Source organism: Nesterenkonia sedimenti (genome assembly GCF_012641515.1).
Classification (GTDB): Bacteria; Actinomycetota; Actinomycetes; order Actinomycetales; family Micrococcaceae; genus Nesterenkonia; species Nesterenkonia sedimenti.
In genome coordinates, this window is sequence record NZ_JABAHY010000001.1 from 244,097 (window position 1) to 263,062 (window position 18,966).

The following is an 18,966-nucleotide window of genomic DNA, read 5'->3' on the forward strand; positions in this document are numbered from 1 at the left end:
CTGTCCGACCGCCAATGAAACGGTGGCCGTGACTCATTACAGATGTGGACTCTGAGCGACCACACGAGCCGGGCAGACCTTATCCGCTCTATGTCCTTAGAGGATGATCATGATTCCAGTCCCTGAAGTTTTCGACTACATCGTGGGCATCGACACCCATGCCCGAACCCATACCTATTGCCTGATCGACTCCCGTACCGGCGCGATCATTGACAGCGCCCAGTTTCCGACCTCAAAGCCCGGCAACGCGCGGGCGATCACTTGGACCCAACGGCGCAGCAAGAACGGCAACATTCTGGCTGCAGTCGAAGGTACCGCATCCTACGGCGCCAGCATCACCATGTCTCTCAGAGCAGCCGATATCGAAGTCACCGAAGTCCGCCCTGGCCCTAAGCGAGAACACGCACACACCGGAAAATCTGACACAATCGATGCCGAGTCCGCCGCACGACGAGTACTGCGTAGCAATGTGGAATCTCTTGCCCAACCCCGCGCTTCCGGTGAACGAGCCACTCTGCGCGTACTTCTCTCTTCTCGATCATTAATCGATCAACAGCGCACAGCCAACCGCAACTCTCTTACCGCTCTGCTGCGCAGCTTCGAGCTGGGCGTCGATGCCCGCCGCCCACTAAAAGACACCCAAATTGCTGCTATTGCTAGATGGCGAGTTGTCACCGACCCTGCCATTGAGCCTCTACGAAGTGAAGCGAAACGGCTGGCAGCGACCGTGATCGAGCAGACTCGGCTACTGGAGGAAAACCACCAAAAGCTCGCCAAGTTCACCGAGCATTTGGCCCCTGGACTCCAAGAGATTCAAGGAGTCGGCCCAGTCACCGGAGCGATCCTCGTCACCGTCTACTCCCACCACGGGCGGATCAGCTCAGAAGCTGCCTTCGCGGCACTCGGTGGCATATCACCACTGCCCGAGTCCTCTGGGAACACCACTAGGCACCGCCTCTCACGATCTGGCGATCGCCAACTCAACAGGGCTATCGAAGTGATCACCCGCACCCGCATCAGCTGTGACCCCACGACTCAGGACTACGTGGCCAGAAGACAAGCTGAAGGGCTGAGCAAACGAGAGATCCGTAGATGCCTAAAACGCTACATCTGCCGAGCCCTCTACCGAGAGCTGAAGACTCGCATGGCTTGACAGAAGGCATAGAAGCGTCATTTTGGGGAGGCCCCACCCAGCTTCAAATTCGCCTGGGAGAGATACGCCGCAGCTTCGCGCAGGACCTTGTTCTCCTGCTCCAGCTCACGGATCCGGCGCAGCATCTTCGCCTGTTCCCGAGACTCCTCAGCGTCCTTAGCCGGCTCGATCCCGTGCTCTTCGAGCTTCGCGGCCCGGACCCAGGACTGCAGCGCAGATTTCGAGCAGCCCATATCCGCGCAGACCTGCTTCTGGCTCATCTCGCCAGCAACCAGCTCCACGGCGGTGCGACGGAACTCCTCGGTGTAGACGACTTTCGGCATGACTTCCATCCTTCCTGCTTTCTAAGCAGTCTTGAAGTCAACCGAACCTTCAGCAGACCCGTGTGAGTCCTCATCTGGTGTAGTCGATGACCACGCGACCGTCGATCTTGCCGTGTCGCATTTCGTCCAGAATCGCGTTGATATCGTCCAGTGGCCGCTTGGAATACGTGGGGTGGATCAGCCCCCGTGCGTAGAAGTCCAGGGCTTCGACCATGTCCTGCCGGGTTCCGACGATGGATCCGCGGATGGTCAGGCCTTTGAGCACAATGTCGAAGATCGGGGCCGGGAAGTCCCCTGGGGGCAGTCCGTTGAACACGATGGTCCCGCCGCGACGGGTCATACTGATCGCTTGCCCAAAGGCGCTCGGGTGTACAGCGGTGACCAATACTCCATGAGCACCGCCGATCTGCTCCTGGATCTCATGGGCAGGATCGGTTCCCATGGCGTTGAGGGTGAGCTCAGCCCCGTGCTTCTTGGCCAAGGCGAGCTTGTCATCGGCAATGTCTACTGCAACAACGCGCATGCCCATGGCCACCGCGTACTGAACAGCAATATGCCCCAGACCACCGATGCCTGAGATCACGACCCACTGGCCGGGGCGGACGTCAGTCATCTTCAACCCCTTGTACACGGTCACGCCAGCACAGAGCACTGGGGCGATTTCATGGGGGTCGGCACCTTCCGGGATGGCCGCAGCATGGCTGGCCTCGACCAGCATGTATTCGCCGAAGGATCCGTCTGAGGAGTAGCCGCCGTTGAGCTGATCTTCGCACAGGGTCTCCCACCCGGTCCGGCAGTACTGGCAGTGACCGCAGGCCCTCCACAACCAGGCATTGCCTACGGTCTGGCCAACCTGTATGTTCGTCACCCCCTCGCCGAGCTTTTCCACAATGCCTACTCCCTCGTGTCCGGGAATGAGGGGCAGTGTGGGCTTTACCGGCCAGTCTCCTTCGGCAGCGTGCAGATCGGTATGGCAGACTCCCGAGGCGATCAGTTTCACCAAGACCTGACCGGGGCCGGGTTCCGGCACGGGCTGGTCTGTGACGGCAAGCTCCTTGCCGAAATCTTCCACTACTGCTGCAGTCATAACTGACATGTCGGCTCCTTTTGTCACAAGTGGTTTTCAGGTGCACTTGTGACGTTAGCCACACTGAGGTTGCGTCAAGGTTGCATACGTGCCACCAGTGCTGCACGCTGCGGGGAATCCGGGGGCAGCAGCCGCAGTGCGGTGTAGACCACCTGCTCATCGCGGGCAGCCTCAGACAGTTGGAGGTACCTCAACAACTCCTCAGGCGTACCGTCTGAGAGCAATGCTTCACGCAGCGCCGCCGAGATGTGTTGGCGCAGCTCCATAATGCCGGGAGCCTCAGAATTCGGCAGCAGCGCCCCTCCGTAGATGTCCAGTGCGGTGCTGCGATCGCCGGCGGTCAGTGCCGTGACCACTGTCAGCGCATCCAGATCCAGAGGGGAGGAGAGCCGGTAGGGTCGTGATTCCAGGTCCATGCCAGCAGCGGCTGGGGTAGACCTGAGGATTCTGCGGAGTCGAACAATCTCAGCACGGAGCGTGACTTCATGGCCGGGCTCGCCGAAGATGAGCTCCGCCAGTTCCCCAGCACTATGCCCCCTGCCGGAGGTGGAGCCGTCCCAGGCGAGCAGGGTGAGAATCTCTGCATGGCGCAGGCTCAGCGACTCCCGGGCTGCGGCAATACCGATCTGTGGCCGGCGGGTTCCCAGCGTGGTCAGCTGGGCAAGGCCGGTGTCCGCCGGCAGAACCTTGAGCTCTGCCTCCGCTGCCGAGATGGCTGCTTGAATAAGCGGCAGCGAATGGGTGGCCACTGCCATCTCGCCCCCCGTGAGGTCCACCACGCCCAGCAGGCCGCCGGTGTGGGGATTGCAGATCGGTGCCGCAGAGCAGGAGAACTGGTGTGCCGAGGAAGCGAAATGCTCCTCCTGATGAACCTGGACACCCTGCCCGGTGATCAGCGCCACGCCAGGCGCTGACGTGCCGATAGCCTCCTCGGACCACGTGGCCCCTGGCTGAAACGCTGAGCCCTCAGCTAGGCGCAGGGCCCGCCGGTCCCCATCCACCCAGAGCAGCCTGCCCTCCGCATCTCCGATTGCCACGACCAGCCCGGCGTCGGCAGCAGGTTGCACCAGAAGCTTCTCAAAGATGGGAAGCACCTGGCGGAGGGGATGTTCCCTGCGGTAGGCGCCGAGATCGCTGTCATCCATTTCCACCGGAGCCAACGCGGAACCAGGATCCCGCAAAAACTGCGCTGAACGGTGCCAGGACTCGCGCAGCGCCGGCCTGAGTGCGCTCCAGGTCTGAGGGTCGTCAGGGACTGCCTTCATCTCCCTCCTTCGTGGAAGAGAAACGTGCTATGTATCACAGTCTACTGTGCCGCCGGCATGCTGGGTCATGCAACGTTGGTGCAACGGTGCATGGCGTAGGTTCTTGAATTGTAGTGATCTTCATCACTATCCTTGACCTGACGACAAAGGAGTCACCATGACCGTATATGCACAGCCCGGCACTGAGGGAAGCACCGTCAGCTTTAAGTCTCGGTACGAGAACTTCATCGGCGGCGAATGGGTGGCCCCGGTCAAGGGCCAATACTTTGAGAACCCCTCGCCGGTGACCGGAAAGACCTTTACTGAGGTGGCGCGCTCCACTGCCGAGGACATTGAGCTGGCCCTGGACGCCGCCCACAAGGCAGCCCCGGCCTGGGGGAAGACCTCAGTGGCTGAACGTGGCGTACTGCTGAACAGAATCGCTGATCGGATCGAGGAGAACCTCGAAGCTCTGGCCGTGGCAGAAACCTGGGAGAACGGCAAGCCGGTGCGCGAGACTCTGGCCGCGGACCTGCCGCTGGCTGTAGACCACTTCCGCTACTTCGCCGGGGTGATCCGTGCCCAGGAGGGCGGGATCAGTGAGATTGACTCCAGCACTGTGGCCTATCACTACCACGAGCCGCTGGGCGTGGTCGGTCAGATCATCCCCTGGAACTTCCCCATCCTGATGGCAGTCTGGAAGTTGGCGCCGGCCCTGGCCGCGGGCAACGCTGTGGTGCTCAAACCTGCCGAGCAGACGCCCAGCTCCATCCTGGTGCTCATGGAGCTGATCCAGGACATCCTGCCTGCCGGCGTGGTCAACGTGGTCAACGGGTTCGGCACCGAGGCCGGAGCGCCGCTGGCCTCCAACCCGCGGATCAAGAAGATCGCCTTTACCGGAGAGACCACCACCGGCCGGCTGATCATGCAGTACGCCAGCCAGAACCTGATCCCGGTCACTCTGGAGCTGGGCGGGAAGTCCCCGAACATCTTCTTCGAGGATGTGGCCGCCGCAGATGACGCCTTCTACGACAAGGCTCTGGAGGGCTTCACCATGTTCGCCCTGAACCAGGGAGAGGTCTGCACCTGCCCCTCCCGGGCGCTGATCCAGTCCACCATCATTGATGAGTTCCTGGACAAGGCAGTGGCCCGCACCAAGGCGGTGAAGCAGGGCAACCCGCTGGACACCGAGACCCAGGTGGGCGCCCAGGCCTCCAATGACCAGCTGGAGAAGATCCTCAGCTACCTGGACATCGGCCAGAAAGAGGGCGCAGAGGTGCTCACTGGCGGTTCGCGGTTGCAGCTGGAGGGTGATCTCGCCGAGGGCTACTACGTGGAGCCGACCATCTTCCGCGGCAATAACAAGATGCGTGTCTTCCAAGAGGAGATCTTCGGACCGGTGGTCTCGGTGACCGAGTTCACCGATTACCAGGATGCCATCTCCATCGCCAATGACACTCTCTACGGACTGGGGGCCGGAGTCTGGGCGCGCAGCGGCAACACCGCCTATCAGGCGGGGCGCGATATTCAGGCCGGCCGAGTCTGGACCAACTGCTACCACCAGTACCCGGCACACGCTGCATTCGGTGGGTACAAGCAGTCCGGCATTGGGCGGGAGAATCACCTGATGATGCTGGCCCACTACCAGCAGACCAAGAACCTGCTGGTCAGCTACAGCGAAGACAAGCTGGGATTCTTCTGAGTTAGTTCCGGCGAAAGGAGCCAAGCCATGGGTGCTGAGCGCGTTGCAGTAACAGATGATGCTGCCGCTCTGCTGCGTCAGCTCCGTGACGAGCACGGACAGCCGCTGATGTTCCACCAGTCAGGAGGATGCTGCGACGGCTCGGCACCCATGTGCTATACCCAAGGGACTTTCATGACCGGGCCCCAAGATGTGCTGCTGGGTCAGCTGCAGCCGGGCACACCGGAGCCGGTTCCAGTGTGGATATCCAAACCCCAGTTCGAATACTGGTCGCATACCCACATCACCATTGATGTCACGCCCGGCCGAGGCTCGGGATTCAGCATTGAGGGCCCCACCGGGAACCGGTTCATCGTACGATCCCGTCTCTTCACCGAACAGGAGACCGCACAGCTGGAACCGGTCAGCTACGGCTCAGCAGTCTGACCCAACTGGTCTGTGGGATTCAGGGAACGACGACGCCGGGCAGCCGCCAGACCGCGAATCCCGGCCCTTGGCTGCCCAAGGTCAGTACATCGGCGCCGAGACCGAGCTCTGCGTTGCCGAAGAGCGGCCGAGCATCCTGGGCTCCGCCGCTGAGCAGCGCTGAGGGAAGTTCCGCCCGCCACTGCTGGTCCGCTGCTGGCGCTGCGGCCAGCACCAGCAACGTCTCCTGGGTCGATTCGCGCAGGAACACCACAGCCTGTTCGTCGACATACAACCAGCGCATGCCCCCGGTGCGCAGAACCGCATGCTGCCGCCGCAGGGCGATCAATTCCTGGTACAGGCCCAGCCGCTGCACAGTCACCGGTTCCTCCCGGCTGTCCCAGGGAATAGGGGTGCGGCTGATCTCTCCGTCTGCGCCGGTGAGGCCAAACTCGTCCCCGGCGAACAGAGTGGGCAGCCCCGGCAGGGTCATCTGCAGGCCCACTGCGATAGGCACCGTCCCGGCTCCGGCATTATGCGCGAACCGGGCGGTGTCATGGGTGTCCAGCGGAAGCATATTTCCCAGCCGGATGCGCCAGGGGATCGGCGCGTTGAACCGGTCCACCGCAGCGGCAAAGTCCCGGGCCGAGCCCTGGGGAATGCCCCCGGCAGGTTGGCCGAAGAACCAAGGAACAGTCTCCTGGTTCCCCTGGGCGTTTAGGTACGGGGCGCCCTCGGGCGCGGAGAGCCAGCTCCACAGCGGCCGGGTGAAAGAGGGGTAGGTCATCGCCCCATGCCAAGCGTCGCCGGTGAGATCACTGGTGGCATCATTGGTGGACTCGGCAAGCAGGATGGAGTCAGGCTTAACCTGCTCCATGGTCCGGCGCAGGATCTGGCGCACCTCAGCATTGAGGTCGACCTCGCCGAGCCGGCCGGTCATATTGGCCACATCAATCCGCCAGCCATCCAAGTTGAACGGCGGCTTCAGCCAATGCGCCACCACCGAGTCGGGCCCCTCGATGAACGCCTCGCGAAGCTCCTGGGAGGCCCAGTTGAACTTCGGCAGGGTGGCCGTACCCAACCAGGATTCGTAGCTGCCCTGTGCATCGAAGTAGTAGTAGCTGCGCTCCGGTGAGTCTGGATCGGCCAGTGCCCGCTGGAACCACTCATGCCGGTCACCGGAGTGATTGGTGGTCAGATCACCTATCACCTTCATGCCCCGAGCGTGGGCGGCCTCCACCAGCCGGATCAGGGCCTCCTCACCACCCAGCAGCGGGTCTACGGCGGTGAAGCTTGAAGCATCGTAGCGGTGGTTTGAGGCGCCCGGAAAGAAGGGGGTGAGGTACAGGATCTGCACCCCGAGCCAGTCCAGGTGATCCAACCGGTCTGTGATCCCGTCCAGGTCCCCGCCGTAGAACTGACAGACCCGGGCCGGCATGACCGGATCTACCGGGTCCGCCCAGCTGGCCGGCTGCGCCCACTCAGGAAGGCTGCGCGAGGCAGCCTCTGCAGAGCGGGCAAAGCGGTCCGGGAAAATCTGGTACATCACCGAGTCGGTCAGCCACTGTGGCGGTGCGGGATGGCTCAGCAGCCGGAAGTCATAGGAGTCGAGGACTTCACCCCGGTGGGTACCAGCCTGATTGACCCACTCGATGGTGGGGGCAGAGCCCGGTCCGGGGGCGTCGTCGTGGATCAGCATCCACCGGTAGCCATGGCCGGGGTTGGCCACGGTGATCTCTGCCTGCCACCAGTCCCAGCCCGCCGTACGGCCCAGCCGCCTGGCAGTGTTCCAGTGGGGCTCGTGATCGGGGTTTGAGCGGATGATCACCTCCCGCAGCGCGGGGTACCCTGCCGGCACGCGGAGCCGGAGGCTGACCCGCTCGCCGAGCTGCGGTGTCTGGGTGGAGACATACAGCGGGGAGCCATCATGGTGGGGGAGGGGGTGGCCGGTCACTTCACACTCCCTGCCACGAGTCCAGAGACGATATAGCGCTGCAGCAGCAGGAACAGGGCCACCGGAATGATGGCCGCCAGCACCGCCCCTGCGGCAAAGATGGACCAGTTCTGCGAGGTCTCCTGGGAGATGAACTGGTAGAGGCCCACTGCCAGGGTTTGCCGTTCAGGGTCGCGCAGCAGCACTGAGGCGATCACGAACTCACTGAGTGTTCCCACCAGGGAGAGCAGGGCCACCACCGCGAGGATCGGAGAGACCAGCGGCAGGATGATGGTGAAAAAGATCCGGGCATGGCCGGCGCCGTCGATCCGGGCGGCCTCATCGATGGAGGTGGGCACCGTGTTGAAGAACCCGTACATCAGATAGGTGTTCACCCCCAGCGCTCCGCCCAGGTAGACCATGATCAACCCGATCTGGCTGTTCAGACCGATTGCCGGAAAGACCTCCCCGATGCCCAGCATTAGGAGGAAGATCGCCACCATGGCCAGCAGCTGGGGGAACATCTGCACCAGCACCAGGGTGATCAGGCCGAACCGGCGGCCGGTGAACCGCATGCGGGAGAATGCATAGGCGGCCAGAGCACCCAGCAGCACTGATCCGGCCGAGGCGGAGAGCCCGATGAACAGTGTGTTGAGGAACCAGGCGGCATAGGGCTGCTGGGGCCGGTTGAACAGTTCGATGTAGCTGTCCAGGCTGAAATTGCTGAACAGACTGTTCGCGGTGATCAATGTTCCGCCGGGGTTCAGCGAGGCGGAGAAGACATAGACCAGGGGGAATACGCAGAAAAGTACAACGGCGGCGCCCACCAGGTGGCGCCAGCCGGTCTCCCGCCACCAGCGTCTGAAGGGGCGGCGCAGGCTGACCTGTGAGTCCTGCATATCAGTTCAGCTCCTCGAAGGATTTGGTCTTCCGGAACGCGATCACAGAGATGGTTCCGACAATGATGAAGATAAGGATGGAGAAGGCGCTGGCCAGCCCGTAGTCGGCCTGGGAACCCACGAACGCCACCTTGTAGACCATGGAGATCAGAATGTCGGTAGAGCCCACGTTCACCCCTGCGGAGACATCCCGTGGCCCGCCCCCGGTTAGCATGTACACCAGGTTGAAGTTGTTGAAGTTGAAGGCGAAGGAGCTGATCAGCAGTGGGGCGATTGCAGTCAGCAGCAGTGGCAGTTTGATGCTTCGGAAGGCCTGGAACGGTTTGGCTCCGTCCATCTGGGCTGCCTCGGAGAGCTCCTCCGGGATGGCCTGCAGGGCGCCGGTGCAGACCAGGAACATATAGGGGAAGCCCAGCCAGAGGTTGACGATCAGGATGCTCAGCTTGGCCAGCCAGGGGTCGGTGAGCCAGGGGATGGCGGCTCCGCCGAAGAGCACATTATTGATGAACCCGAACTCCTGGTTCATCATCCCGGCCCAGACCAGGGCGGAGAGGAATCCGGGGAAGGCATAGGGCAGGATCATCACCAGCCGGTAGTACTTTCGGGACTTCATCCGCCGGTCGTTGAACACTACGGCCAGGAACAGTCCCAGGATGAAGGTGGTGGCCACCGAAAGGAAGGCAAAGGCAAAGGTCCACAGGGTGACATAGATCAGCGGGCCACGGATGGAGTCCTCGGTGACGGCGCGGACAAAGTTGTCCATGCCCACGTTGATCTGCCAACCGGGCATCAGCTGCTCGCCGGACTCATTGGCGAAGGCGCCCTCTCCAGTGTCCCGGTAGACCTCACCTGTCTCGGTATTGGTCATAGTGTCGGCGGACTCGTCGTACTCATAGCGCGAGGTGTACTGGTAAGCCCGCTGGCCGTCCTGGGTGCGCAGATAACCGTCATTGGGGTCCTCGCTGATCGGGACCACTAGGTTGGTGACCTCTTGCTGCCGGTTCAGCAGCTCAGCGAAGGAAAGCAGCTCATAGCCCTCTGCCGCCACCACTCGGCCCTCATCCAGTACCGCGCCCTCAAGTGGCTCCAATGGCTGCTCATCGGCGCCGATCATGGCGGTACCATCTGCGGTGGTCACCGCGAAGTAGAGCTCATCCGAGGTGAGCAGCTCCCCGGCCTCCTCAAACACCGAGAGCTGGTAGGTGGGGGAGTCCGGGACCCGGTCCTGGGTCTGGAGCATGATGGCGTGCACCGCATGCTCCTTGGTGGAGTTGTGCCCGGTCCCATAGTTGGTGAAGGCCACATATCCGGAGTAGAGCACCACAAAGATCTGGAAAATCAGCAGGAACACCAGACCGGGGGCGAGGTACTTGGCCGGCAGCGCGCCGCGCTGCAGATAGATCCAGGTCAGGGCCACTGCACCGAGCACCACCAGCGAACCGATCAGCCACCGATCGTTCATGAACAAGACCAGCGCCGCGTATACGGCGGTGGCGCAGAGCAGCCCTAGGACCACAATCTTGAACAGGATGAGTTTCCATCCCATGGATGTGGCGTCGATAATCTTGGCTGCCTGGCGCTGGCTCCGGGTCTGTTTCATGCTGTGCGGCTGCTTCGGCCCGCTGGTGGTGTTTTCGACCATGGGCTACTCGATGGCTCCTTCGACATCCTCAGCCATCTGCTCCCACAACTGTGCCGGGTCGCCGTCGCCGTTGATGATGGCGGCCTGAGTTGCGCCCCAGAAGTCCCAGACGGCACCCATCTCCGGGACGGAGGGCATCGGCACGGCCTCGGCGCCGACCTCGCCGAAGCCGGCAACGATCTCATCATCAGCCAGGGCTGCCTCGAAGGATTCGCTCAGTGCCGGGGCGCGGCCGCCGACCTCGTAGAGGGCGGTCTGCACCTCGGGGGAGCCGATGTAGTCCACCAGGAAGGTGGTGGCGGCCAGAGTGTTATCGCTTTGGGCGGAGAGGAAAAAGCCCTGGACACCGGCGAAGGGCTGGGCGTCCTGGTCCCCGGCCGATGGGATGAAGTCGACCTCCACATTGATTCCGGCCTCTAATGCGCTGGGCACATTCCAGGGGCCGGTCAGCTGGAAGGCGGCGGAGCCATCGTTGAAGTTCTCCTCGGCCAGATCACTGTCGATATTGGTGTTCAGCACTCCTGCCTGGCCTTGCTCTGCCAACCAGTCTGCAAACTCTATACCGCCCTCGTTGCCCAGCTGGAGGTCTTCGGGGTTGTAGGTGCCGTCCTCGTTCTGCCCGAAGACCGGCGATCCGAAGGACATCTGGAAGGGGTAGAGGTGGTAGGGGTCGGCCTCATTCGGGTCCAGACCGACCACGAATGGATAGGTGGCCCCGGACTCTTCGCCGAGCTGGATCATTTCTTCGAAGCTCTCCGGTGCCTCATCGACCAGATCCGCGTTACGAAGCAGGGCGATGTTCTCGATGGAGTAGGGCACTCCGTAGACCTGGTCGTCGTAGGACCAGGCTGCCACCGCCACATCCTCGAAGTCGCCGGCAGCGTCGCCCAGCTCCACCGGGGCCACTACACCGTTGGTGACCAACACACCCAGCCAGTCATGGGCGCCGACAGCGATGTCTGGGCCCTCCCCGGTGGGAACCTGGGAGACGAACTGGTCACGAATCTCGCCGAAGTCCTGCTGGACCAGGTTAACCGCAATGCCGGTATCGGCCTCGAAGTCGCTAGCAGCATCGGCCAGCACCTCGGCGCGGTCGGCGTCGACCCACACGGTCAGCTCACCGGAGGCGTCAAGCTCCTCACCGTTGTCATCTGCGGTCTGCTCAGCGCCGCCATTTTCTGTGGCGTCAGTCTCTTCATCCGTGGTGCCGTTCTCGCCGTTGCCACCGCATGCAGTCAACGCCAGTGCGGAGACCCCGAGCAGGGCGGTGAGCCGGAGAAGTCCTTCGGGCTTCGCTCTCATGGTGTGCCTCTCTCTATTGAGTCGGAACGCTTGCAGGACGAGTGATGGCATGCAAGCGCTTCCAGTATGACGGGAGAATGTGACGCACGCAACTCCTGTCAGCCGAGTTATTCTGTACCCAATCCACTGCCTATCAGTCCGCATGCCTCAGGAATTGCTGCGCTGGCATATGGAAGCGCTTGCAGTTAGGGTGTGCCTATGACTTCTCAGCATGACCTGCATCACGCCACAGACTCTGCGCCGGGCCGCGAATGGTGGCGCAGCGCAGTGATCTACCAGATCTACCCCCGCTCCTTTGCGGACCATAATGGTGACGGCCTGGGCGATTTGCCCGGTATCACTTCCCGGCTCGAGGAGCTGCAGGAACTGGGCATTGATGCGATCTGGCTCAGCCCCTTCATGACCTCCCCGCAGAAGGACGCCGGCTACGATGTGGCCGACTACTGCGATGTAGACCCGATCTTCGGGACCCTGGCCGACTTCGATCAGATGCTGCAAGCCGCTCATGCCCGAGGTATCCGGGTAATTGTGGATCTGGTGCCCAATCACTCCTCGGACCAGCACGCTTGGTTCCAGCAGGCGCTGACCGCTGCCCCCGGAAGCCAGGAGCGGAAGCGCTATATCTTCAGGGAGGGCACCGGAGAGAACGGTGAGCTGCCGCCGAACAACTGGCAGTCGATCTTTGGCGGGCCGGCCTGGACCCGGGTCACCGAGCCGGACGGCAACCTCGGCCAGTGGTACCTGCACCTCTTCGACTCATCCCAGCCTGACTTCGACTGGTCCAATCAGGAGGTTCACGAGGAGTTCCGCCGGATTCTGCGCTTTTGGCTGGACCGGGGAGTGGACGGCTTTCGGGTGGATGTGGCGCACGGGCTGGTCAAAGACCAGGACTTCCCGGACTACACCCCCGATCCGGAGGCGGCCTCGATGGGTGGGGAACAGACCCCGGCACCGTACTTCGAGCAGCCCGGAGTCCACCAGATCTACCGGGATTGGCGGGAGGTGCTGGAGGAGTATGACGGTGATCGTGCCCTGTGCGGGGAAGCCTGGGTCTCCTCTGTGGACGCAATGGCACAGTGGGTGCGCCCCGATGAGATGCACCAGACCTTCAACTTCGAGTACCTGCTGGCTCCCTGGGAGGCTGAGGAGCTCAAGGACATCATCGACCGTTCCATCAATGCCTTCGGCGCAGTGGGGGCGCCCAGCACCTGGGTGCTGTCCAACCACGATGTGGTCCGCCATGCCACTCGGCTCTCGCTCACCGAGGAGAACCCGCAGGGCACCGGCATCGGTCCAGACTCACCAGGTATCCCTGCCCACCAGGATGCCGTACAGCGGGCACAGGCCGCCACAGCACTGATGTTGGCTCTGCCCGGCTCGGCCTATGTCTACCAAGGGGAGGAGCTGGGTCTGGATGAGGTCCACGACCTGCCTGCTGATACTCGTCAGGACCCTACCTGGTTCCGCACCGAAGGGGAGAAGTACGGACGCGACGGATGCCGGGTGCCGATTCCCTGGGAAGCCGAGGCACCTGCTTTCGGCTTCAACACCACAGGGGAGGCCTGGCTCCCGCAGCCGCAGCGCTGGACTGCCCTGGCCCGGGATGCCCAGCGCGCTGATCCGCAGTCCACACTGAATCTGTACCGGCAGCTGCTGAGCCTGCGTAAGCAGCGTGATCTGGGCTCTGGAGCACTCGAGTGGGTTCAGGACTACGGTCCAGGGGTGCTTGCCTTCCGCAGCGCCGGCACATTGGTCATCGCCAATATCAGCGGCTCCCCGGTGGAGCTTCCAGAGGGTGCTGAGGTCCTGGTGGCCAGTGCCCCCCTGGAGGACGGGCGGATCGGTGCTGACACCACAGTATGGTTAGAGCAGTAGGTCCATCCGTTGTATGAGTAGGGGAGCTGTGGTCAGTCTTGATGAAGTCGCCCGTGCCGCGGGCGTCTCCTCAGCCACTGCTTCCCGCGCGCTGAGCGGCCGGGGGCACGTGTCCCCGGCTACCCGGCAGAAGGTCAGTGAGGCTGCTAAGGCCCTGGGCTATGTGGTCTCCTCGGCAGCTTCCTCGCTGGCCTCCGGGCGCAGCAGGAGCATTGGGGTGATCACCCCGGACCTGCACCGGTGGTTCTTCAACTCTGTGCTCACCGGCATCTCCGACACCCTGACCCGTGCCGGCTATGATCTGACGCTCTACAACGTCACCAGCGATCCGCAGCTGCGCCGAGAGATCTTCCGCGCCTTCCTGCGCCGGCGCCGGGTGGACGGGGTCATTGTGGTGGCCCTGGAGCTGGATGATTGGGAGACTGAGCAGCTGCAGGGGCTGGGCATGCCGGTGGCGGTGCTTGGTGGCAGGCCTCGGCAACTGCCCGGGATGGCCATTGATGACCAGGGTGTCACCCGGCTGGCGGCCGAGCATCTGCTGACTCTAGGACACCATGAGATCGGCTATATAGGCGGGGACCAGGCCTTTGACATGGATTATCACGTCCCCACTCAGCGCCGTGAAGGCTTCAACCAGGCGCTGCAGGCCCAGGGGATTGATCCCGCCGCAGCTGCGGCACGGGCTGCTGACTTCACCATTGAAGGCGGGTACGACGCCGCCAAACAGCTCTTCGGTGCCCCCGGCTCCTCGCTCACCGGCCTGGTGGCGGCCTCCGATGAGATGGCTATCGGCGCGATGATTGCTGCCAAGGATCTAGGGATTCAGATTCCCCAGCAGGTCTCAGTGGTCGGTGTGGACGGTCATGAGCTGGGCACGCTCTTTGGCCTCACCACAGTCGACCAGCACCCAGTGGGACAGGGCCGTATCGCCGCCGAGCACATTTTGGCCCGTGTGGTGGGGGAGGGCGGCGAGGAGAGCGATTTGCCCTTCGAACTGGTTGTCCGCTCCAGCACCGCCGCCCCGGCAGAGAGCGGGCGCAGCATCTCCGAGCCCTCAGGCTAGGCTGCCCGTTCAACGTCCGTATAGGACTCCTGCGGCAATGGCCAGAGTGCTAGTTCGGGGAGGGACTGTTGTGGGGCTTCCGTGGTGGTGAGAGGGAGTCCGGTGGTTTTGATGTTGTGGTGGGTGCGGCAGAGAGCGCGGAGGTTTGCTGCGGTGGTGTCACCGATGGGCCAGGGTGCGTGGTGGTTGATGTCGCCGCGTTCGGCCGGGCGGGTGCAGCCGGGTACGGTGCATTGGCCATCGCGCAGCACGATGTGTTCGCGCAGGAGTTTGGGCACTTGGTAACCCTGATAGGTGTGGGCAGCGATGTTGAACTCCACTCCGGTGGGCCCGTATAAGTACTCTCTTGGGGCGTGTTCTGCTGGTAGTGGGTCATCGGTGATGTACAGGCAGTGCCAGCGTTTTCGGATGCTGGGACTTCGCGCCAGGTACCGGATGACTCCGGCGGGGACCGCCTCGCCGGTCTACAGACGCCGCGGTTGGCTGGGCTGGTTCAGTCTGATCACTGGGTACCGGTTCAGAGGTGTTGTAGAGGATGTGGCCGAAGCTTCCGCGCACTGGTCCGGGTGGGACCGGACGCTGATTCTGCCCGAGACCCTGTGCCGTGGTGGAGTCTGTGCGCGGGGGCAGGTGTGCTGCGAGTCCTGCGGTGACCGGATTATGCGGAATCTTCTGGCTATGGGAGCGGGCGACTGCGCCGAGCCGGCGGCCCATGGTCTCTGCGACCAGGGTGGGCAGCTGCGCAATGAGCAGGCTCATGCCCTCAATGTCTTCGCAGGGACGGATATAGCCATACCGTCCCTCAGCGTTGCGGGCGCACTGTTCTGCATGCTGTTCGGGGTCAGCGATGGCGGTGAACCGGCGCAGCCAATCATCCAATTCTGTAGGCCGCAGCTCAGCCGCCCGTGCCGGCACCTGAGTATCGAGGCGAGCTAGCCGGTCCTCATCGTTGCGGAGTCTTCTTGCTGCCTGGGCGATCTTTGAGACTGCCAATGTTGTGATCCGCAGGTGGGTGAACCACTCCCATACGCTAGGCAGCATCTGCTGGGTCAGGGCGGCGTCGTTATAGGCCCTCTGGGTCCGGTACTGGGACCAGCCCAATGCTTGGGCAGCATAGGTGATCGCTGCTTCCCGGGCAGCCGAGCCAGGGTCTGGGTACTGGTGGGATCTATTCACCGGCGCGCTCAGCTCACCGGTGCGCCACCGGTAGGACTCATGGAACCCTTCCACATAGTCCATCAACGCCAAGACGGTCTCGGCCTCAGCACGGCGAGCTGCGATCACCCGGCCCCGCAGCTTCGCAGCACCGGGATCATCCATCACCGGCAAGCACTGGTGAGGCCCGGGCATAGCCCTCTGTCGATCAGCGTGCGCAGGGCTGGCCCCAGCTTCTGGGCTCTGCCGGTCCGGACCACCCGATCCCGGCCCTGTGCTCTGCGTCATATTTTCAATCTACTACCCACCTCGGACATGCCGAATGTCCGCCGACAAGATGCGGTTGTGACGCACCAGGATCGGCGGACAGTGTGCTGGGGGCTTCAATCAGTCCACAGGTGCAGCAGCTGAGGCGCGTCCCGTCCACTAATGTTCTGGAACGGCGGGCGCGACTTGCTGGTTGAGCGCGGGCGCCCGATCAGATGACGCCCTGGGCGATCATGGCATCAGCGACCTGGGTGAAGCCAGCAATATTGGCTCCTGCCACGTAGTCGCCGGGAATGCCGTACTCATCAGCGGTGTCAGCGCAGCGGGTATGGATGTTCTCCATGATCTCCGAGAGCCGCTGTTCGGTGTATTCGAAGCTCCAAGAATCGCGGATCGCGTTCTGCTGCATCTCCAGAGCCGAGGTGGCAACCCCGCCGGCGTTGGCCGCCTTTCCAGGTCCGAAGAGCACCCCGGATTCCCGCAGCGCGCGGATAGCCTCTGGGGTGGTGGGCATATTGGCACCCTCTGCCACTGCTTTGACTCCTGAGGCGATCAGGGTCGCGGCGTCGTGCTCGTCAAGTTCATTCTGGGTCGCGCAGGGCAGAGCAACGTCAACCGGCGTCTTCTCGGCCACGGCCCAAACCTGCCGGGCGTCCAGGTACTGAGCGCTGGGGCGCTGGTCTGCATACTCACTGATCCTGGCGCGGCGGACTTCCTTGACCTCACGGAGCAGCTCCAGGTCAATACCGTCGGGATCGTAGACACTGCCGCCGGAATCTGAAGCACCTACCACGGTGCCGCCGAGCTCAGTAACCTTCTCAATGGCATAGATCGCCACATTGCCGGAGCCCGAGACCAGGACCTTGGCGCCGTCGAAGGAGCTGCCGCGGGTAGAGAGCATATGCTCGGTGAAGTACACCGTGCCGTATCCGGTGGCCTCAGTGCGTACCAGTGAGCCGCCCCAGGTGATTCCCTTACCGGTCAGCACCCCGGCCTCATAACGGTTGCTGATCCGCTTGTACTGGCCGAACAAGTAGCCGATCGCCCGGCGGCCCACGCCAATGTCACCGGCAGGCACGTCCACCCGGTCACCCAGGTGCCGGTACGCCTCGGTCATGAAGGATTGGCAGAACCGCATGATCTCGGCGTCGCTGCGCCCCTTGGGATCGAAGTCGCTGCCGCCCTTGCCGCCGCCGATGGGCAGCCCGGTCAGCGCATTCTTGAAGATCTGCTCGAAGCCGAGGAACTTCACGGTGCCCAGCAGCACACTGGGGTGGAAGCGCAGTCCGCCCTTATAGGGACCCAAGGCAGAGTTGTACTGTACGCGGAATCCCCTGTTGATGTGGACAGTTCCTTCGTCGTCAATCCAGGGGATCCGGAAGATGATCTGCCGCTCCGGCTCGCAGATCCGTTCCAGGATCGAAGCCTCTACGTACTCGGGGTGCCGGGAGAGCACACGGGTCAGAGAGTCGAAGACCTCACGGACCGCCTGGTGGAATTCGTGCTCACCGGGGTTTCTGCTGACAACCTGCTCGTAGACCTGCTCGATCCGTTGGGTGCTGGGACTCACGCATTTCCTCTCCAGTCTGCTTCCATAATGTGCAAACATGTTATCTGCTGGGATGGCCCTGGGGTTGCGCTGTGTCAGATGGTGAGATAGCGCTAATCGGTCAGACCGGCACGACGCCGCGTGGTGCGGTTGGCATGGTCAGAGTACCGGGGCAGCCAGCGCTGCATCCCGGCGGCACCCAGGGGGCCGATCACTGAGGCCGCCCAGATGCCCAGGGCCAGGGAGCCCAGGGCCGCGCCGGCCGAGAGGATCAAAGGCCCTGAGCCCAGGCCGATATCGGTAAGCAGCCGCCAAGCACCCAGGAACTGCGGACGGCCCTCTGGCGGGGAGATATCTGAGGAGATAGTCATCATGATCCCGGAGCCGCAGCCATTGGCGAATCCCAGCAGCATCGCTACCACGGCCAGGCCGGCGGCTGTGGAGGTGAAGGGGAAAGCCGCCATCGCCAAGCCCAGCAGAGTCATTGCCGGCACGCCGACCCAGAGCCGGCCCAGTTTGTCCATCACCTTCCCAGCCGGATAGAACAGCAGCATATCGATGCCCCCGGCCAGGCCGAAGAGCAGTGAGATCGTAGTGGGGTCCAACTCGAGGTACTGGCCCCAGAGTGGGATCACCTGCTGGCGGGCTCCGCGGATGGCGCCGACCAGCATGCCCACCGCCCCCAGCCTGGCCAACATGCCCCGATGAGCCCGCATCACCTGCCAGAACCTCGGCTTTGTCACCTCAGCAGCAGGCGCCGGCTTCTTCTTAGTGGTGGGCCGGGCCAACCAGACGGTGACTGTGGCGGCCGCGGCTGTTACCGCCGCGAGGAAGAAGACCGCCGCAGTGCCGGTGAGGTAGATGACACCGGCTCCCAGGAAAGGTCCCACGAACTGTCCGATCCGGTGGACCCCACCCAAAGTGGACAGCACCCTTGCCCGATTGAACTGCGGGGTGATCTCTGTCAGATAGGAATGTCTGGCTAAGTGGAAAACCGCATTGGCCGCACCGACCAGCAGCACGGCCGCCCCCAGGGTCAGCCAGGAGGGAGAGAGCGCGGCAAGGACGAAACCCAAAACGGCCACTGAGCCGGCAACGATCATCGCCGCCCGGTCACCGATCTTGGCCGCCAACTGCCCGGCCGGAAGATCAGCAATGATCTGGCCTACCGGCAGCATGGCAGCAATAACGCCTGCCGCCGCAAGGCCGGCGCCCTGCTCCACCGCATAGGGGGCCACCACCGGAATCATCGCCCCAATACCGGTACTGAAGATGAAAGCCGGGATCAGTGCGCCGACCACCACATCCCGACCGAAGACCGGGGGAGGGGAGGATGAGACCGTCACGGCTCAACACTCTACTCTTCG

The 18,966-nt window shown here is 63.0% G+C and carries 16 protein-coding genes; 5 read left to right on the forward strand and 11 right to left on the reverse strand.

Features of this window, described 5'->3' with window-relative positions; translation table 11 throughout:
- Positions 1 to 109: 109 nt before the first annotated feature.
- The gene (locus tag HGQ17_RS01235; RefSeq protein WP_168886140.1) at positions 110 to 1,153 is read left to right on the forward strand and encodes an IS110 family RNA-guided transposase; all 1,044 of its coding nucleotides are present in this window, start codon (positions 110 to 112) and stop codon (positions 1,151 to 1,153) included.
- Positions 1,154 to 1,170: 17 nt separating this feature from the next.
- On the opposite strand, the gene HGQ17_RS01240 is transcribed toward HGQ17_RS01235, so the two are convergent.
- The 3 genes from HGQ17_RS01240 to HGQ17_RS01250 form a co-directional block, all read right to left on the reverse strand.
- The gene (locus tag HGQ17_RS01240; protein WP_168886141.1) at positions 1,171 to 1,476 is read right to left on the reverse strand and encodes a transposase; all 306 of its coding nucleotides are present in this window, start codon (positions 1,474 to 1,476) and stop codon (positions 1,171 to 1,173) included.
- Positions 1,477 to 1,546: 70 nt separating this feature from the next.
- Positions 1,547 to 2,572 (reverse strand): alcohol dehydrogenase AdhP, encoded by a 1,026-nt coding sequence (adhP, locus tag HGQ17_RS01245; RefSeq protein ID WP_168886142.1) that lies wholly within the window; start codon positions 2,570 to 2,572, stop codon positions 1,547 to 1,549.
- Between the two features lie 65 nt (positions 2,573 to 2,637).
- A complete protein-coding gene (locus tag HGQ17_RS01250; RefSeq protein WP_168886143.1) occupies positions 2,638 to 3,828 on the reverse strand; it encodes a sigma-54-dependent transcriptional regulator family protein in 1,191 nt (396 codons plus the stop codon).
- Positions 3,829 to 3,985: 157 nt separating this feature from the next.
- Between HGQ17_RS01250 and exaC the strand changes: the two genes are divergently transcribed.
- Positions 3,986 to 5,509, forward strand: a complete 1,524-nt coding sequence (gene exaC / locus HGQ17_RS01255; RefSeq protein ID WP_168886144.1) for an acetaldehyde dehydrogenase ExaC — start codon at positions 3,986 to 3,988, stop codon at positions 5,507 to 5,509.
- A gap of 27 nt (positions 5,510 to 5,536) precedes the next feature.
- The gene (locus HGQ17_RS01260) at positions 5,537 to 5,935 is read left to right on the forward strand and encodes a DUF779 domain-containing protein (protein ID WP_168886145.1); all 399 of its coding nucleotides are present in this window, start codon (positions 5,537 to 5,539) and stop codon (positions 5,933 to 5,935) included.
- 19 nt (positions 5,936 to 5,954) lie between these two features.
- Here HGQ17_RS01260 and HGQ17_RS01265 read toward each other — a convergent pair whose 3' ends face one another.
- From HGQ17_RS01265 to HGQ17_RS01280, 4 genes are read right to left on the reverse strand one after another with little or no spacing between them, the layout of a single operon-like run.
- Positions 5,955 to 7,868: a glycoside hydrolase family 13 protein gene (locus HGQ17_RS01265; RefSeq protein ID WP_168886146.1), complete on the reverse strand. Its 1,914-nt coding sequence runs from the start codon at positions 7,866 to 7,868 to the stop codon at positions 5,955 to 5,957.
- On the reverse strand, positions 7,865 to 8,746 hold the full coding sequence (locus tag HGQ17_RS01270; RefSeq protein WP_168886147.1) for a sugar ABC transporter permease: 882 nt from the start codon (positions 8,744 to 8,746) through the stop codon (positions 7,865 to 7,867). The genes HGQ17_RS01265 and HGQ17_RS01270 overlap by 4 nt, the downstream gene beginning before the upstream one ends.
- 1 nt (position 8,747) lies before the next feature.
- Positions 8,748 to 10,346 (reverse strand): ABC transporter permease subunit, encoded by a 1,599-nt coding sequence (locus tag HGQ17_RS01275; protein ID WP_168886148.1) that lies wholly within the window; start codon positions 10,344 to 10,346, stop codon positions 8,748 to 8,750.
- Positions 10,347 to 10,391: 45 nt separating this feature from the next.
- Positions 10,392 to 11,690 (reverse strand): sugar ABC transporter substrate-binding protein, encoded by a 1,299-nt coding sequence (locus tag HGQ17_RS01280; protein WP_168886149.1) that lies wholly within the window; start codon positions 11,688 to 11,690, stop codon positions 10,392 to 10,394.
- A 198-nt stretch (positions 11,691 to 11,888) separates the two neighbouring features.
- Between HGQ17_RS01280 and HGQ17_RS01285 the strand changes: the two genes are divergently transcribed.
- Together HGQ17_RS01285 and HGQ17_RS01290 are read left to right on the forward strand one after the other, a co-directional pair.
- The gene (locus HGQ17_RS01285; RefSeq protein WP_168886150.1) at positions 11,889 to 13,565 is read left to right on the forward strand and encodes a glycoside hydrolase family 13 protein; all 1,677 of its coding nucleotides are present in this window, start codon (positions 11,889 to 11,891) and stop codon (positions 13,563 to 13,565) included.
- A 13-nt stretch (positions 13,566 to 13,578) separates the two neighbouring features.
- Positions 13,579 to 14,628 carry a LacI family DNA-binding transcriptional regulator gene (locus HGQ17_RS01290; protein ID WP_211090327.1) on the forward strand — a complete coding sequence of 350 codons (1,050 nt, stop codon included), beginning with the start codon at positions 13,579 to 13,581 and terminating at the stop codon, positions 14,626 to 14,628.
- Here HGQ17_RS01290 and HGQ17_RS01295 read toward each other — a convergent pair.
- From HGQ17_RS01295 to HGQ17_RS01310, 4 genes are all read right to left on the reverse strand, one after another.
- Positions 14,625 to 14,948, reverse strand: coding sequence for an HNH endonuclease signature motif containing protein (locus HGQ17_RS01295; protein WP_168886151.1), 324 nt, complete (start codon positions 14,946 to 14,948; stop codon positions 14,625 to 14,627). The two genes, HGQ17_RS01290 and HGQ17_RS01295, sit on opposite strands and share 4 nt — an antisense overlap.
- A 52-nt stretch (positions 14,949 to 15,000) precedes the next feature.
- The gene (locus HGQ17_RS01300) at positions 15,001 to 15,951 is read right to left on the reverse strand and encodes a hypothetical protein (RefSeq protein ID WP_168886152.1); all 951 of its coding nucleotides are present in this window, start codon (positions 15,949 to 15,951) and stop codon (positions 15,001 to 15,003) included.
- Positions 15,952 to 16,261: 310 nt separating this feature from the next.
- Positions 16,262 to 17,620: an NADP-specific glutamate dehydrogenase gene (gene gdhA, locus HGQ17_RS01305; RefSeq protein WP_324615135.1), complete on the reverse strand. Its 1,359-nt coding sequence runs from the start codon at positions 17,618 to 17,620 to the stop codon at positions 16,262 to 16,264.
- Positions 17,621 to 17,712: 92 nt separating this feature from the next.
- Complete coding sequence (locus HGQ17_RS01310; protein ID WP_324615136.1) at positions 17,713 to 18,945, reverse strand: MFS transporter; 1,233 nt, start codon at positions 18,943 to 18,945, stop codon at positions 17,713 to 17,715.
- Positions 18,946 to 18,966: the final 21 nt, after the last annotated feature.